Source organism: Streptacidiphilus jeojiensis, from assembly GCF_042510965.1.
GTDB classification, from domain to species: Bacteria; Actinomycetota; Actinomycetes; order Streptomycetales; family Streptomycetaceae; genus Streptacidiphilus; species Streptacidiphilus jeojiensis.
On the sequence record NZ_JBEUKS010000001.1, the window covers coordinates 1,258,597 to 1,272,311 of the forward strand.

Genomic DNA, 13,715 nt, shown 5'->3' on the forward strand with positions numbered 1-13,715 from the left:
TCAGTGGTCGATCTTCGCCACGGCCCTCCGGACCGTGACCGGCTCGGCGAGCCGCTGTTCGTCGCAGACCTTCTGGAGCGCGTCCAGGGTCTCGTCGAGCCCGGCCCCGAGCCTGGGGCCCGGGGTGAAGGTCGCCGGGAGGTGCCGCATGCCCTGGATGACGCCGATGGTCTCGTAGTGCTCGGCGCCCTCCGGGTCGCAGACGAAGTCGGCCATCCGGTCCAGCACCTGGGTGACCATCCGCTTGAACACCATCCGCGCGACGTTGGAGCCGATGCAGCGGTGGATGCCGAGTCCGAAGCTGCTGTGCCGGTTGCCCTTGCGCTCCAGGTCGACCGTGTTGGGCTCCGGGAACACCGAGGGGTCCCGGTTGGCCATGGCCCAGGACAGCCAGAGCCGCTCGCCCTCCTTGAACTGCGTTCCGACGATCTCGCAGTCGGCGGAGAAGGTGCGTCCGTCACCGGGCGCGGGCGCGAAGTAGCGCAGGAACTCCTCGGTCGCGGAGTCCAGCAGGGCACCCCGTTCCCGGCTCAGGCGTTCCCGCTGCTGCGGGTTCTCCGAGAGCCACTCCAGCGCGTGCGCGGTGAGCGCCGTGGTGGTGTCGAAGCCGCCGCCGATGAGCAGGGCCAGGACCCCGAGCAGCTCGTCGTCGGGCGGGGTGCTGCCGTTGATGTCCGCCCGGACCAGCGCGTCCACCAGACCCGGCCGGGGGTTGGCCCGGATCTCCACGATCGAGGTGTACAGGTCGCGGCCCATCGCCCGCTGCATCTCGGTGATCCGGGCCTGGTCGGGCGAGTTCGGCGGGGTGTAGACCGAGGCGTGCGCCGGTTCGTTGTAGACGGTCCACTTCTTCAGCTGAATGCCCATCATGGCCATCGTCAGCACGGCCGGCACGATGTTGGCGAGGTCGTCGACGAAGTCGATCCGCCCTTCCTCGATCCGCTCGTCGATGCTGGCCCGCACCACCTCGTCCACCAGCGGGATCCAGCGGTTGACCGCGGCCGGCGACAGGTACGGGTTCAGCGTCTGGCGGTAGTAGCGCTGCTCGGGCGGGTCCATCTCCAGGAACCCGCCCCGGGAGGACTTCGCCCGGGGCGGCGCCGGAATGCTGATGCCCTCGTAGCCGCGCCGCTCGCCCTTGACGTCGTGGTCGTTCGACAGCACGTCGGCGGACCGGGCGATCTCGAAGACCTCGTGGTGGCCGCTGGCCACCCAGTGCCCGTCGTACGTCTCCGACCAGGCGATCGGACACTTGCCCTGCAGTTCCTGGGTGACCGCCTCGAACTGCTCGCGGTACTCGGGAGTGTGCCGGTCGAACCGGATCGGAGCCCGCTTGCGGTCGTCCCCGCTCATGGCCCCGTCCCCGCTCATGACCTCGCCCCTGCCGTGCTCACGATGGCGATGGCCCGTTCCGGGCAGGACATGACCGCCTCGTTGACCTGGTCCTCCTGATCGGCCGGAACGTCCTCGTCGGCCACCGAGGCATGACCGTCGATCTCGCTGAGCTCGAAGACCTCCGGAGCGCGCATGGCACACAGGGTGTGCCCCTGGCAGCGATCCGGGTCGACCCGCACCTTCACGATGAATCTCCTCCTGCTTCGCAGCGACCTACTTCACGTCCGCCATCGTCTTGCCGACGTCCGCCAGGGTGAGGGGCTTGCCGTAGTTGCCGGTGAACTTGTACGCGACGCTGTCGCAGCGGTACGCGCCGGTGTTGGGCTTGAAGTCGGCCGGGACCCAGCCGGTCACCGTCGCCTTCTCCGCGTTGAAGCACTTGGGGGGCTCGGTGGTGCTGCTCAGGTCGACCGGTGCCTGCAGTCCTCCGCCGGTCCAGGCGGTCTGCTTCATCGCGTTCTGGTAGACGCAGGTGCGGGTCAGCGTGGTGCAGTCGGACGCCGCGGTGGCGAACAGCAGCCAGGCCGAGAAGGCGCGCAGTGCGGGCAGGGTGAGCTGGGCCTTGGGGTCGTACTTGCTGTAGAGGTCGACGACCTGCTGGGTGGCCGGGTTGGACGAGGCCTTCTCCGGCGGGTAGACGCCGCTGATGTCCGCGTAGTTGTTCTGGGCGGACAACGCCGCGGAGCCGGCCAGCGCGATGAAGGCGGGGCCGTAGGCGTTGTTGTTGGTGTCGATCCAGTCGAGCTTGTAGCCGATGTTGGTGAGCACCTGCTCCAGCTTGGCCAGGCTGGCGAAGTCGCCGTTGAAGACCAGGCCCTTGACCTTCTTGCTCTTCAGCGACTGGGCGTAGGGGGTCCAGTCGGACACCCCGGTGGCCGGGTACAGGTCCGAGTAGCTGAGCTTGCCGCCCAGCGCGGGGATCTGCTCGGCCAACTGCGCGGCGATGACCTTGGTGATCGGCGAGTCGCCGGAGATCACGCCGACCGCGTCGGCCGAGTCCGGGTACGCCTCCTTGATCAGCCAGGAGTAGAAGTCCGCGTAGGGCGCGTAGCCGACCGAGGCGCCGCCGGCGATCACCTGGAGGTCCGCCCCGGTGGACAGGATCTGGCCGGGCTGGTTCGGGAACTCGGGGAGCAGGCAGTTCAACCGGTTCTTGACGCCGAGGTCGTCCAGGGCGGCGCTGCCGCCGACGTCGGCGAAGTCCGACTGGCAGGAGGCCAGCACCTGCTGCGCGTCGGCGAAGTAGGCGGCGTCCCGGGTGACCGGCACGATCTTGCGTCCGTTGATGCCGCCGGCCGCGTTGCACCAGGCGGCGAACACCTTGGCCGCGTCCACGACTTCGGGGTTCTTGGTGAAGCCCATGTCGGTGAAGACGCCGAGCTTGATCTCGGTCGCGGTGACCCCCTGTGAGGTCGAACTCGCGGGCGTGCCGGGCTTGCAGACGTTCTTCAGAGTGCCGAAGTCCGCCTGGGAGGCGGCGGCCGCGGACGAGGCGGTCCCGGCGGATGCGGTGGCGGTGTTACCGGCTGTGGTGTTGTTCGAGCGGGAGGCACAGCCGGCCATCGCCAGCGTGGTCACGACCACACCGACGGACAGGCATCTCAGGCGTCTCATACGGCTGCTCATGCGGACACTCCTAGGGGCAGTAATTTCTTCAGGAACTGGCTCTCGGGTGGCACGGTGATCACGTGACTGCGCCCGCTGCCTTGAGCGCGATGATGCGGTCCCAGTCCAGGCCCAGCTCCTGGAGGATCTCCTCGGTCTGGGCGGCGAACTCGGGGGCCGGCCCCAACTGCGGGGCGCTGACGTCGAACTGCACCGGGCTGGCCGCCAGTTCGAGCTCGCCGGCCCGGAGCACGTACTCGTTGGCCCGGACCTGCGCGTCACCGGCCACCTGCAGCGAGTCCTGCACCGGGGCCCACGGCCCGGACAGCGAGGCGAAGCGCTCGCTCCACTGCGCCAGGGTCCGGGTGGCGAAGACCTCCCGCAGGATCTTGACGGCCTGTTCGGTGTTCTGCCCGATCAGTTCGACGGTGGCGAAGCGCGGGTCCTCGGCCAGTTCGGGCCGGTCGATGTGGCGGCAGAACTCGGCCCAGAACTTGCCCGGCTGCAGCAGCGCCAGGGTGAGGTGGTAGCCGTCGGAGGTGGTGTAGATGCCCGACAGCGGATTGGTCGGCGAGCCGTGGCCGCCCAGCACGGCGGCGACGAAGGGCTTGTCCAGGTGCAGCGAGAGGGCGATCCCGTGGCCCATCGCCCACACCCCGCTGCCGAGCAGCGAGACGTCCACGATCGACGGCTCCCCGGTACGCTCGCGCTTGAGCAGCGCCGCCGCGATCCCGCCGGCCAGGTTGGTCCCGGAGATGGTGTCCCCGAAGGCCGGCACCGGCGGATTGACCACTCCGTCGGTGCCCTTGGGGGTGAGGCTGGCGGCGATGCCGGCGCGGGCCCAGAAGGCGGTGCTGTCGTAGCCGCCCTTCTCCGCCTCCGCGCCGCGCGGGCCCAGCGCGCTGCCCCGGGCGTAGACGATCCGGGGGTTCACCGCCCGCACGTCGTCGACGTCGAAGCCGAGCTTGCGCCGGCCCTGGGGCAGGAAGCTGGTCAGGAACACGTCCGCCTGGCGGATCAGGTCGTGCAGCACCTCCCTGCCCTCGGGCTTGGACATGTCCAGGCCGATGCTGCGCTTGCCGCGGTTGGCGTGCTCGACATTGGGGTTGGGGTCGCCCTCGACCTTGAACGTGCCGGTCTGCCGCAGCCCGCGCTGGGGGTCGCCGGTGACGGCGTGCTCGACCTTGATGACGTCGGCGCCCCAGTCGGCGAGCACGGCGCCCGCCGAGGGGACGAAGCCGTACATGGCGACCTCCAGGACCCGGATGCCTTCCAGCGGCCTCATGACTCAGCCGCCTCGGCGGCCGGCAGCACCGTCGCGAAGGACTTGTACTCCAGGAACTCCTCCAGGCCGGCCACGCCGCTCTCGCGGCCGATGCCGGACTGCTTGTAGCCGCCGAACGGGACGTCGGCCGCGAAGTAGTTGCCGCCGTTGATGCTGAAGGTGCCGGTGCGGATCCGGCGCGCCAGAGCCACGGCCCGCTCCTCGTCGCCGCTCTGGATCCCGCCGGACAGGCCGAAGATGGAGTTGTTGGCGATGCGCACGGCATCGTCGTCGTCGTCGAACGGGATCACCGCGAGCACCGGTCCGAAGACCTCGTCCTGGGCGATCTCGCTGTCCGGGTCGACGTTGCCGAGCAGGGTGGGCGTGTAGAAGAAGCCGGGGTCGACCTTCTCGCCGCCGGTGACCAGCGTGGCGCCGGCCGCGACGGCCCGCTTGACCATGCCGTCGACCTTGTCCCGCTGCCGTTCGCTGATCAGTGGTCCGGCGAAGGTCTTGATGTCGGTGGGGTCGCCGAGGGTGACCCGGCCGAGGCCCGCCGCGACCATCGCCACGATCTCGTCGTGGTGCTCCCTGGGCACCAGCAGCCGCGAGGTGAGCGCGCAGCCCTGACCGGAGTGGGAGCAGATGGTGAAGGCCGAGAACATCGCGGCGGTGGCGAAGTCGGCGTCGTCGAGAATGACCATGGCGGACTTGCCGCCGAGCTCCAGGAAGAGCTTCTTGACGGTGGTGCTGGCCGCGGCCATGATCCGGCGGCCGGTGGCGGTGGAGCCGGTGAAGCTCACCATGTCGACGCCGGGATGGGTGGTGAGCAGCTCGCCCACCTCGACCGAGGAGGAGACCAGCACGTTCACCACGCCGGGCGGGATGTCCGTGTGCTCCGCGATCAGCTCGCCGAGGAACAGCGTGGTCAACGGGGTGTCAGGGGCGCCCTTGAGGACGACGGTGCAGCCGGCCGCCAGCGAGGGGGCGAGCTTGGCCAGGGCGAGCTGGTTGGGGTAGTTGTACGCGGTGATCCCGGCGACGACCCCGACCGCCTCCTTCTCCACCCAGCGGCGGTGGCGCTGGCCGCGGATCTCCCGCTCGCCGAGCTCCTCGGTCAGCGGGTACTTGCGCAGCAGGTCGGCGTAGTAGCGGACCAGCTTGACCGGGTCCTCCAGCTGCGGGCCGTGGGTGAGCATCCGAGGGGCGCCGACCTCGGCGATGGTCAGCTCGCGCAGCTCCTCCAGATGGTCCGTCAGCGCCTGGTGCAGCTGGTCCAGGCAGCGGATCCGCAGCTGTACGTCGGTGGACCAGGCGGTGGTGTCGAAGGCCCGGCGGGCGGCCGCGACGGCGGCCTCGGCGTCGGCGACCGTGGCGTCCGGGGCCTGGTCCAGGACCTGGCCGGTGGCGGGGTTGAGCGAGGCGAAGGTCTTCTCGGTTCCGACCAGGCGACCGTCGATGAGCAGGCGCTTCACAGGCGCACCACCTGTCCGCCGTCCACGCTCACGACCTGGCCGGTGAGCCAGCCCGCGGCGTCGGAGAGCAGGAACAGCACGGTGTTCGCCATGTCCTCCGGGGTGCCCATCCGCTTCAGCGCCAGGCCCTGGACCATCCGGTCCTGGAACTCCTCGGGCACGATGCTGCGGGTGGCCTCGGTGTCGGTGGGGCCCGGCGCGATCCCGTTGACCCGGATGTTGCGGCCGCCCAGCTCCATGGCGAGCGAGGCGGTCAGGTGGTTGATCCCGGCCTTGGCCAGCCCGTAGTAGCCGCTGGCCATCCAGGCGGCGGTGGAGGACTGGTTGACGATGGCCCCGCCGTCGGTCATGTGCGGGGCGACGGCGCGGGTGACGTACAGCGCGCCCATCAGGTTCACCTGGAGGAACCGGGTGAGGTAGTCGAGCGGGACCGTGAGCAGCCCGTCCCGCCTCATGCTGTGGAAGATGGCCGCGTTGTTCACCAGGTAGTCGATACGGCCGAACTCCGCCATCACCGAGGCCGCCAGCGCGTCGGCGGACTCCGGGTCCGCGACGTCCACCTTGACGTACAGCGCCCCGTCGATCTCCTTGGCCACGCGCTGGCCCTGCTCCTCGTTCAGCTCGGCCACCACCACCCGCGCGCCCTCGGCGGCCAGCGCCCGGGCGTAGCCCTCGCCGATGCCCTGCCCTGCGCCGGTGACGATGGCTACCTTGTCCTGGAACCGCATCCTGCCTCCTTGCTCGGATATGCCGGAAACTACATTCTCCCCACGCGCAAAGCAACCGTCTGGCAACGAGAATGTAATCTACGCTGGTAGCGCCCACAATCGCAGCAGAGCAGCCAGGAGCAGCCGTCTCAGGAAGCACCGCCGAGGGGCTTTCCCGGACTGCATACCGGAGAATAATGTTCTCTGATATGGAAGGGAGATTCTTGTGATCAGCACAGCCACGATCAAGACCGCAGTGGTCACCGGAGGCGGCTCGGGCATCGGCCGCGCCATCGCCGAGCGCCTGCGGGCCGACGGCCACCAGGTCGCCGCGCTCGACCTCAACCCGCTGGACGGGAGCGACGACCTGGCGGCCGACGTCACCGACCGGGCCCAGGTGGACGCCGCGCTGGACGACGTCAGGAAGCGTCTGGGGCCGGTCACCATCCTGGTCAACGCGGCGGGCATGGACGGCTTCAAGCGGTTCGCCGACCTCTCCTTCGCCAGCTGGCAGCGGCTGATCGACGTCAATCTGAACGGCGTCTTCCACTGCGTCCAGGCGGTGCTCCCGGACATGGTGGAGGCCGGCTGGGGACGGATCGTCAACATCTCCTCCTCCAGCGCCCAGTCGGGGCAGCCGTTCATGACGCACTACGTGGCGTCCAAGTCGGCGGTCAACGGACTGACCAAGGCGCTGGCCCTGGAGCTGGGCCCGGCCGGCATCACCGTCAACGCGGTACCGCCCGGCTTCATCGACACCCCGATGCTGCGCAGGGCGGAGGCGCGCGAGCTGATCGGCGGAACGGTCGAGGACCACATCCAGCGGACCCCGGTGCGCCGGGTCGGGCGCCCCGAGGACATCGCCGCGGCCTGCTCCTTCCTGGTCTCGGAAGAGGCCGGGTACATCACCGGGCAGATCCTCGGCGTGAACGGCGGCCGGAACACATGAGCCGGCTGCCCCCGGTCCCGCACGACCAGTGGGACGACGACGCCTTCGCGGCCATGGCCAGGGGGCAGAAGCTGCCGCCATCCAACGCACTCGGACTGCTGGCCCACCATCCCGACCTGGCCAAGGCGTTCCTGGGCTTCAACCTGCACCTGCTGGGCGCCTCCACGCTGCCCAAGCGGATCCGCGAACTGGCCGTCCTGCGGGTGGCCTGGCGGCGGCGCTGCCAGTACGAGTGGGCGCAGCACCTGCTGATCGCCAAGCGGGCCGGCGTCACCGACGAGGAGATCGACCAGATCCGCGCCGGGGCCGACACGCCGATCAACCGCGCGGTGGCCGAGCTGGAGACGGACTCCACCCTCTCCGACGCGACCTACCAGCTCCTCTCCGCCGACCTGAGTGACCGTCAACTCATGGACCTGGTGTTCACCGTCGGCGCCTACGGCCTGCTCGCCATGGCCTTCAACACCTTCGAGGTGGAACTCGACCCCGGGTTCTCCGTTGAGAACTTCACTTACACTGACAGAGAATGATATTCTCACATGAGAGAGGGGTGACCATGCCACACTTCACCAAGCCTGAGACCGGGAGCTGGACCGAGCAGTACCCCGAGCTGGGCACGGGTCCCGTCAACTACGAGGACTCCGTCGATCCCGCCTACTACGCGGCCGAGCAGGCCGCCATCTTCAAGCGGACCTGGCTGAACGTCGGCCGGGTCGAGCTGGTACCGAGGACCGGCAGCTACTTCACCAAGGAGCTGGCCGCCGCCGACACCTCGCTGATCATCGTGCGGGGCAGGGACAAGGAGGTCCGCGCCTTCCACAACGTCTGCCGGCACCGCGGCAACAAGCTGGTCTGGAACGACTTCCCGCGCGAGGAGGTCAAGGGCACCTGCCGCCAGTTCACCTGCAAGTACCACGCCTGGCGCTACGGCCTGGACGGCGAACTGACCTTCATCCAGCAGGAGGAGGAGTTCTTCGGCGTCGAGAAGAGCGAGTACGGCCTCAAGGCGGTGCGCTGCGAGATCTGGGAGGGGTTCATCTTCGTCAACCTGGACCCGGACGCGCAGCCGCTGGCGGAGTACCTCGGCGAGATGGCCAAGGGCCTGGAGGGCTACCCCTTCCACGAGATGACCGAGGTCTTCACCTACAAGGCGGACATCGGCAGCAACTGGAAGCTGTTCATCGACGCGTTCGCGGAGTTCTACCACGCGCCGGTGCTGCACCAGAAGCAGGCCACCAAGGACGAGTCGGAGAAGCTGCTCAGCTACGGCTTCGAGGCGCTGCACTACGAGCTCCGCAGCCCGCACGCGATGATCTCGTCCTGGGGCGGGATGGCCCCGCCGAAGGACCCCTCGATGGTCAAGCCCATCGAACGGGTGCTGCGCAGCGGGCTGTTCGGCCCCTGGGACAAGCCCGCCATCGAGGGCCTGGACAAGCTGCCGCCCGGCCTCAACCCGGCCCGGCACCGCTCCTGGGGCACCGACTCCTTCGAGTTCTTCCCCAACTTCACCCTGCTGTTCTGGGCGCCCGGGTGGTACCTCACCTACCACTACTGGCCCACCGCGGTCGACCGGCACACCTTCGAGGCCAACCTCTACTTCGTGCCCGCGAAGACCGCCAGCCAGCGGCTGGCCCAGGAGCTGGCGGCGGTGACCTTCAAGGAGTACGCGCTCCAGGACGCCAACACCCTGGAGGCCACCCAGTCGATGCTCAAGGGCCGGGTGGTCACCGACTTCCCGCTCAACGACCAGGAGATCCTGCTCCGCCACCTGCACAAGGTGGTCGGGGACTACGTCAAAAAGCACGCCGTCACCAAGCACGCCGAGAAGGAGCACGCCGATGCTGCCGGCTGAGTTCGCGGAGCTGGAACCGTACAGCGACTGGGTCCTGGCCAAGGAGCCGCAGCGCTACGCCAAGCGGCTGGCCAGCTCCATGGAGGAGATGCAGGCCTTCTACGACGCCGCCTTCCCGCTGCTGGAGCGGGCGATGGCGCACCTGGACGCCTTCCCGCTGGACGACCTGCCCGAGCCGGAGCGCAACCTGCTGCAGCTCACCTACTCCCTGGTGATGGTCTCCTTCCCGGTGGAGGTCTGGAAGCAGGCCCGGGTCCCGGACAGCGGCGCCGCCTACCTCGACCTCCTCGTCGAGCCCAGGGTCTGACGCATGGTCACCCTCAGAGCCGCCCGCGTGCTGCACGTGGAGACGGGGGAGATCGAGGCGCCGGGCCTGGTCACCGTGGAGGGCGACCGGATCACCGCCGTCGGGACCGCTGTCGCGTCCGGGGCCGGGGGTGACGTCCTCGACCTGGGCGACGTCACCCTCATCCCCGGCCTGATGGACATGGAGGTCAACCTGCTGATGGGCGGACGCGGCGAGACCGGCGTCCTCTCCCACGTCCAGGACGACCCGCCGCTGCGCATGCTCCGCGCCGTCGGCAACGCCCGCCGCACGCTGCGCTCCGGGTTCACCACCGTCAGGAACCTCGGACTGTTCGTCAAGACCGGCGGCTACCTGCTGGACGTCGCCCTGGGCAAGGCCATCGACGCGGGCTGGATCGACGGACCGCGGATCGTGCCGGCCGGACACGCCATCAGCCCGACCGGCGGCCACCTGGACCCCACCATGTTCACCGCCTACGCACCCGGGATCATGCCCCTCTCGCTGGAGGAGGGGATAGCCAACGGGGTCGACGAGGTCCGCAAGGCGGTGCGGTACCAGATCAAGCACGGCGCGCAGCTGATCAAGGTGTGCGCGTCGGGAGGGGTGATGTCGCACACCGGCACCCCGGGGGCGCAGCACTACTCCGACGAGGAGTTCCGGGCCATCGTGGACGAGGCCCACCGGCGCGGACTCAAGGTGGCGGCGCACACCCACGGCGCCGCCGCCGTCCGGGCCGCCGTGGAGGCGGGCATCGACTGCATCGAGCACGGCTTCCTGCTGGACGACGACACCATCGCGCTGATGGCCGAACGCGGGACCTTCCTGGTGCCGACCACGGCGCTGACCGAGGGCATGGACCTGACCGGGGCCGCCCCCGAGCTCAGGGCGAAGGCGGCCGAGGTGTTCCCGCTGGCCCAGACCGTGGTCGCCAGGGCGGTCAAGGCCGGAGTGAAGATCGCGGTCGGCACCGACGCACCGGCCATTCCGCACGGCCGCGGCGCCCAGGAACTCATCGCCCTGGTCAAACGGGGCATGACACCGCTGGAGGTGCTGCGGGCCGCCACCGTCAACGCCGCCGAGCTCATCGGCGTCGAGGACCGCGGACGGATCGCCGAAGGGCTGCTCGCCGACCTGGTCGCAGTGCCGGGCAACCCGCTGGAGTCCATCTCGGTGACCGCCGACGTCCGCTTCGTCATGAAGGGCGGCAAGGTCTTCCGCAACGAGTGAGCACCGGTGACGAATGAGCATCGGCGCCGGCATGTACTGCGGATTCAGTAGTCGGGAATGTCGGCAGGAGGACGACGACCGCACCACCGCGGACTGGCAGCCTGGAGTCACGACACAGCCGTCGACCGTCGGCCCTGCGGGCACACCGCGGCCCGGTCGGCGACCATGGTCGCACCACCCGACAGGAAGCCACCCCGCCGATGCTCACCACCTGGCAGACCTACCAGCGCGATCATGCCCGCAGCATCGACGCGGCGCTGGCCCTGCTGCTCTTCGGCCTCTCCTTCTCCGGCAGCACCATCACCTTCCAGGGCGGCGCCTCCAGCGTCCCCTGGTGGCCCGCGGTGCTGCTCACCGGCGTCTCCTGCGCCGCCCTGCTGTGGCGCCGCGACCACCCGCGCACGGTCGTGGCGGTGGTCACCGGCTGCGCCGTCGGGGTGGCCGCGCTGGGCTACCTGCTCACCGTGCTGCTGCTGGGACCGGTCATGGTCGGCCTGTTCGCACTGGCCTTCCGCACCGACCGCAGGACCGCCAACACCTACACCCTCGTCACCATCGGACTGCTCGTGGTCACGGCGATGGCGGCAGGTCCCGCAGCCGAACCGCTCGTGCTCAAGACCATCGCACCCGCCGCCTGGCTGCTGCTCCCCACGTCTCTAGGAACGGTGGCCAGAATGCGCTCGGAGTACCTCGAAGCAGCCCAGACCCGCGCCGAACAGGCCGAGCGGACCAGGGAGGAGCTGGCCCGGCACCGGGTGGCCGAGGAGCGCATGCGCATCGCCCGCGAACTCCACGACGTCGTCGCGCACCACCTCGCGCTGGCCAACGCCCAGGCCGGCACCGCCGCACACGTCGTGCGCAACCGTCCCGACCAGGCCCAGCAGATGCTCGCCGAGCTCAGCGCCACCACCTCCTCGGCGCTGCGCGAGCTCAAGGCCGCCGTCGGCCTGCTGCGCCAGACCGACGACCCGGAGGCACCGCTGGAACCGGCCCCGGGACTGGCCAGGCTGCCCGACCTGGTCGCCGCCCTCTCGGCGGCCGGGCTCGACGTCACCGTCACCGTCGCCGACGGGGGCCCACCACGAGCGCTGTCGCCGGGAGCGGACCTGACGGCGTACCGGATCGTGCAGGAGGCGCTCACCAATGTCACCAAGCACGCGGGCACCAAGGAGGCACGGGTGGAGCTGGCCTACTCCCACGAATGGCTGAGCATCGCGGTCACCGACCAGGGCGCCGGCCCACCCGCCCGCAGGCCGTCCGCCCCCGCCGCCCCGGCCCCCGACAGCGGCTTCGGCCTGATCGGCATGCGCGAACGCGCCCACTCGGTCGGCGGCCGGCTGCGAACCGGCCCGCGCCCGGACGGCGGCTTCCAGGTGCTCGCCGAGCTTCCGCTGCCCTCCCGCGCCCCTAAAGACCCCAGCCCGAAAGAAGACACCGCTTCATGACCATCCGCGTCCTGCTCGCCGACGACCAGGCCCTGCTGCGTGCGACCTTCCGGATCCTGATCGACTCCTGCGACGACCTGGAGGTGGTCGCCGAAGCCGCCGACGGCGCCGAGGCAATCGAGCTGACCCGCACCCACCAGCCCGACGTGGTGGTGATGGACATCCGCATGCCCGGCACGGACGGACTGACCGCCACCGCCGCCATCTGCGCCGACCCGGAACTCGCCGCCACCCATGTGCTGATCCTGACGACCTTCGAGATCGACGAGTACGTCGCCAGGGCCGTCCGCGCCGGTGCCGGAGGCTTCCTGGGCAAGGACGTCAGCACCGACGAACTCCTCGCCGGCATCCGCACCGTGGCCTCCGGCGACGCCCTCCTCTCCCCGGTCGCCACCCGGGCGCTGATCAGCCGCTTCCTGGTCTCCCCCGACCCCGAGGCGCACCTGGCGCCGCCCGAGCAGCTCTCCGCGCTGACCACCCGTGAGCGCGAGGTGATGGCTCTGGCCGCGCACGGCAAGTCCAACCAGGACATCGCCGAGGAGCTGTTCGTCAGCCACCTCACCATCCGCACCCACATCCAGCGGGCCATGATGAAGCTGTCCGCCCGCGACCGCGCCCAGCTGGTGGTGATCGCCTATCAGTCCGGCCTGGTGAAGCCGGCACCGCCGCAGGCCTGACTGCACGTCACTGCTTCCTGATGTGCTCCTTCATCCCGTCCAGCCGGGTCAGCACCGGGTACCCGGTGACGCTCAGCGCGTTGCCGTGGCCGGTCTCGTGGATGTCGAAGACCGACTGGACGGCGGCGTAGAAGCCCTGCACGTCCAGGGTCTGGTTGACCGCGCGCTTGGCCTGGCGCAGGCCGAACGCCGGCATCTGCGCGATCTGCCCGGCCAGCTCCATCGCCGCCGCGTCCAGCTCCTCCAGCGGCACGACCCGGTTGACCATGCCGACCCGCTCCGCCTCCGCGGCGGTCACGGCCCGGCCGGTGAACAGGATCTCCTTGGCCTTGCGCGCGCCCAGCTCCCAGGTGTGGCCGTGGTACTCCACCCCGCCGATCCCCATGTACACCACCGGGTCGGAGAACTCGGCGTTCTCGGCCGCCAGGATCAGGTCGCAGGGCCAGCAGAGCATCAGTCCGCCGGCGATGCACTTGCCCTGCACCGCGGCGATCGACGGCTTGGGGATGTTGCGCCAGCGCAGGGTGTACTCCAGGTACCTGCGGGTCTCGGCGTTGTAGATCCACTCCAGGGTGATCTCCTTGGGGGCCGGCCAGCGGTCCTTGAGGTCGTGCCCGGCCGAGAAGTGCCGGCCGTTGCCCCGCAGCACGATGACCTTCACCTCCGGGTCGGCCGCGGCCCGGGTCCAGGCCGCGTCCAGGTCGTCCAGCAGCGCCATGGTCTGGGCGTTGGCCACCTCGGGACGGTTCAGGGTGATGACCGCCACCCCGTCCTTGGCCTCGTACAGGATCTGGTCCATCCGGGTGGCTCCT

The 13,715-nt window shown here is 69.9% G+C and carries 14 protein-coding genes; 7 read left to right on the forward strand and 7 right to left on the reverse strand.

Going from position 1 to position 13,715, the window contains the following annotated elements; all coding sequences use genetic code 11:
• From ABUW04_RS05760 to ABUW04_RS05785, 6 genes are all read right to left on the reverse strand, one after another.
• Positions 1-1,371, reverse strand: coding sequence for a cytochrome P450 (locus tag ABUW04_RS05760; RefSeq protein WP_380563329.1), 1,371 nt, complete (start codon positions 1,369-1,371; stop codon positions 1-3).
• Complete coding sequence (locus ABUW04_RS05765; protein WP_380563331.1) at positions 1,368-1,580, reverse strand: ferredoxin; 213 nt, start codon at positions 1,578-1,580, stop codon at positions 1,368-1,370. Before ABUW04_RS05765 ends, ABUW04_RS05760 begins: the two co-directional genes overlap by 4 nt.
• 28 nt (positions 1,581-1,608) lie before the next feature.
• Complete coding sequence (locus ABUW04_RS05770) at positions 1,609-3,009, reverse strand: ABC transporter substrate-binding protein (RefSeq protein WP_380563333.1); 1,401 nt, start codon at positions 3,007-3,009, stop codon at positions 1,609-1,611.
• Between the two features lie 70 nt (positions 3,010-3,079).
• Positions 3,080-4,285, reverse strand: coding sequence for a CaiB/BaiF CoA transferase family protein (locus tag ABUW04_RS05775; RefSeq protein ID WP_380563335.1), 1,206 nt, complete (start codon positions 4,283-4,285; stop codon positions 3,080-3,082).
• Entirely contained in the window at positions 4,282-5,739 is a 1,458-nt protein-coding gene (locus ABUW04_RS05780) for an aldehyde dehydrogenase family protein (protein ID WP_380563337.1), read from the reverse strand. The genes ABUW04_RS05775 and ABUW04_RS05780 overlap by 4 nt, the downstream gene beginning before the upstream one ends.
• Positions 5,736-6,467: an SDR family oxidoreductase gene (locus ABUW04_RS05785; RefSeq protein WP_030253404.1), complete on the reverse strand. Its 732-nt coding sequence runs from the start codon at positions 6,465-6,467 to the stop codon at positions 5,736-5,738. The genes ABUW04_RS05780 and ABUW04_RS05785 overlap by 4 nt, the downstream gene beginning before the upstream one ends.
• A 205-nt stretch (positions 6,468-6,672) precedes the next feature.
• On the opposite strand from ABUW04_RS05785, the gene ABUW04_RS05790 reads away from it, so the two are divergent.
• From ABUW04_RS05790 to ABUW04_RS05820, 7 genes are all read left to right on the forward strand, one after another.
• On the forward strand, positions 6,673-7,395 hold the full coding sequence (locus ABUW04_RS05790; RefSeq protein WP_380563339.1) for an SDR family NAD(P)-dependent oxidoreductase: 723 nt from the start codon (positions 6,673-6,675) through the stop codon (positions 7,393-7,395).
• Positions 7,392-7,925 carry a carboxymuconolactone decarboxylase family protein gene (locus tag ABUW04_RS05795; protein ID WP_380563341.1) on the forward strand — a complete coding sequence of 178 codons (534 nt, stop codon included), beginning with the start codon at positions 7,392-7,394 and terminating at the stop codon, positions 7,923-7,925. The genes ABUW04_RS05790 and ABUW04_RS05795 overlap by 4 nt, the downstream gene beginning before the upstream one ends.
• A gap of 26 nt (positions 7,926-7,951) precedes the next feature.
• Positions 7,952-9,247 carry an aromatic ring-hydroxylating oxygenase subunit alpha gene (locus tag ABUW04_RS05800; RefSeq protein ID WP_380563343.1) on the forward strand — a complete coding sequence of 432 codons (1,296 nt, stop codon included), beginning with the start codon at positions 7,952-7,954 and terminating at the stop codon, positions 9,245-9,247.
• Positions 9,234-9,554, forward strand: coding sequence for a hypothetical protein (locus ABUW04_RS05805; protein ID WP_380563345.1), 321 nt, complete (start codon positions 9,234-9,236; stop codon positions 9,552-9,554). The genes ABUW04_RS05800 and ABUW04_RS05805 overlap by 14 nt, the downstream gene beginning before the upstream one ends.
• Positions 9,555-9,557: 3 nt before the next feature.
• Positions 9,558-10,781 carry a metal-dependent hydrolase family protein gene (locus ABUW04_RS05810; RefSeq protein ID WP_380563347.1) on the forward strand — a complete coding sequence of 408 codons (1,224 nt, stop codon included), beginning with the start codon at positions 9,558-9,560 and terminating at the stop codon, positions 10,779-10,781.
• 200 nt (positions 10,782-10,981) lie between these two features.
• On the forward strand, positions 10,982-12,226 hold the full coding sequence (locus tag ABUW04_RS05815) for a sensor histidine kinase (protein WP_380563349.1): 1,245 nt from the start codon (positions 10,982-10,984) through the stop codon (positions 12,224-12,226).
• Positions 12,223-12,903, forward strand: coding sequence for a response regulator transcription factor (locus ABUW04_RS05820; protein WP_380563351.1), 681 nt, complete (start codon positions 12,223-12,225; stop codon positions 12,901-12,903). Before ABUW04_RS05815 ends, ABUW04_RS05820 begins: the two co-directional genes overlap by 4 nt.
• 7 nt (positions 12,904-12,910) lie before the next feature.
• Here ABUW04_RS05820 and ABUW04_RS05825 read toward each other — a convergent pair whose 3' ends face one another.
• Positions 12,911-13,702: an enoyl-CoA hydratase gene (locus tag ABUW04_RS05825; protein WP_030253418.1), complete on the reverse strand. Its 792-nt coding sequence runs from the start codon at positions 13,700-13,702 to the stop codon at positions 12,911-12,913.
• Between the last annotated feature and the right edge of the window lie 13 nt (positions 13,703-13,715).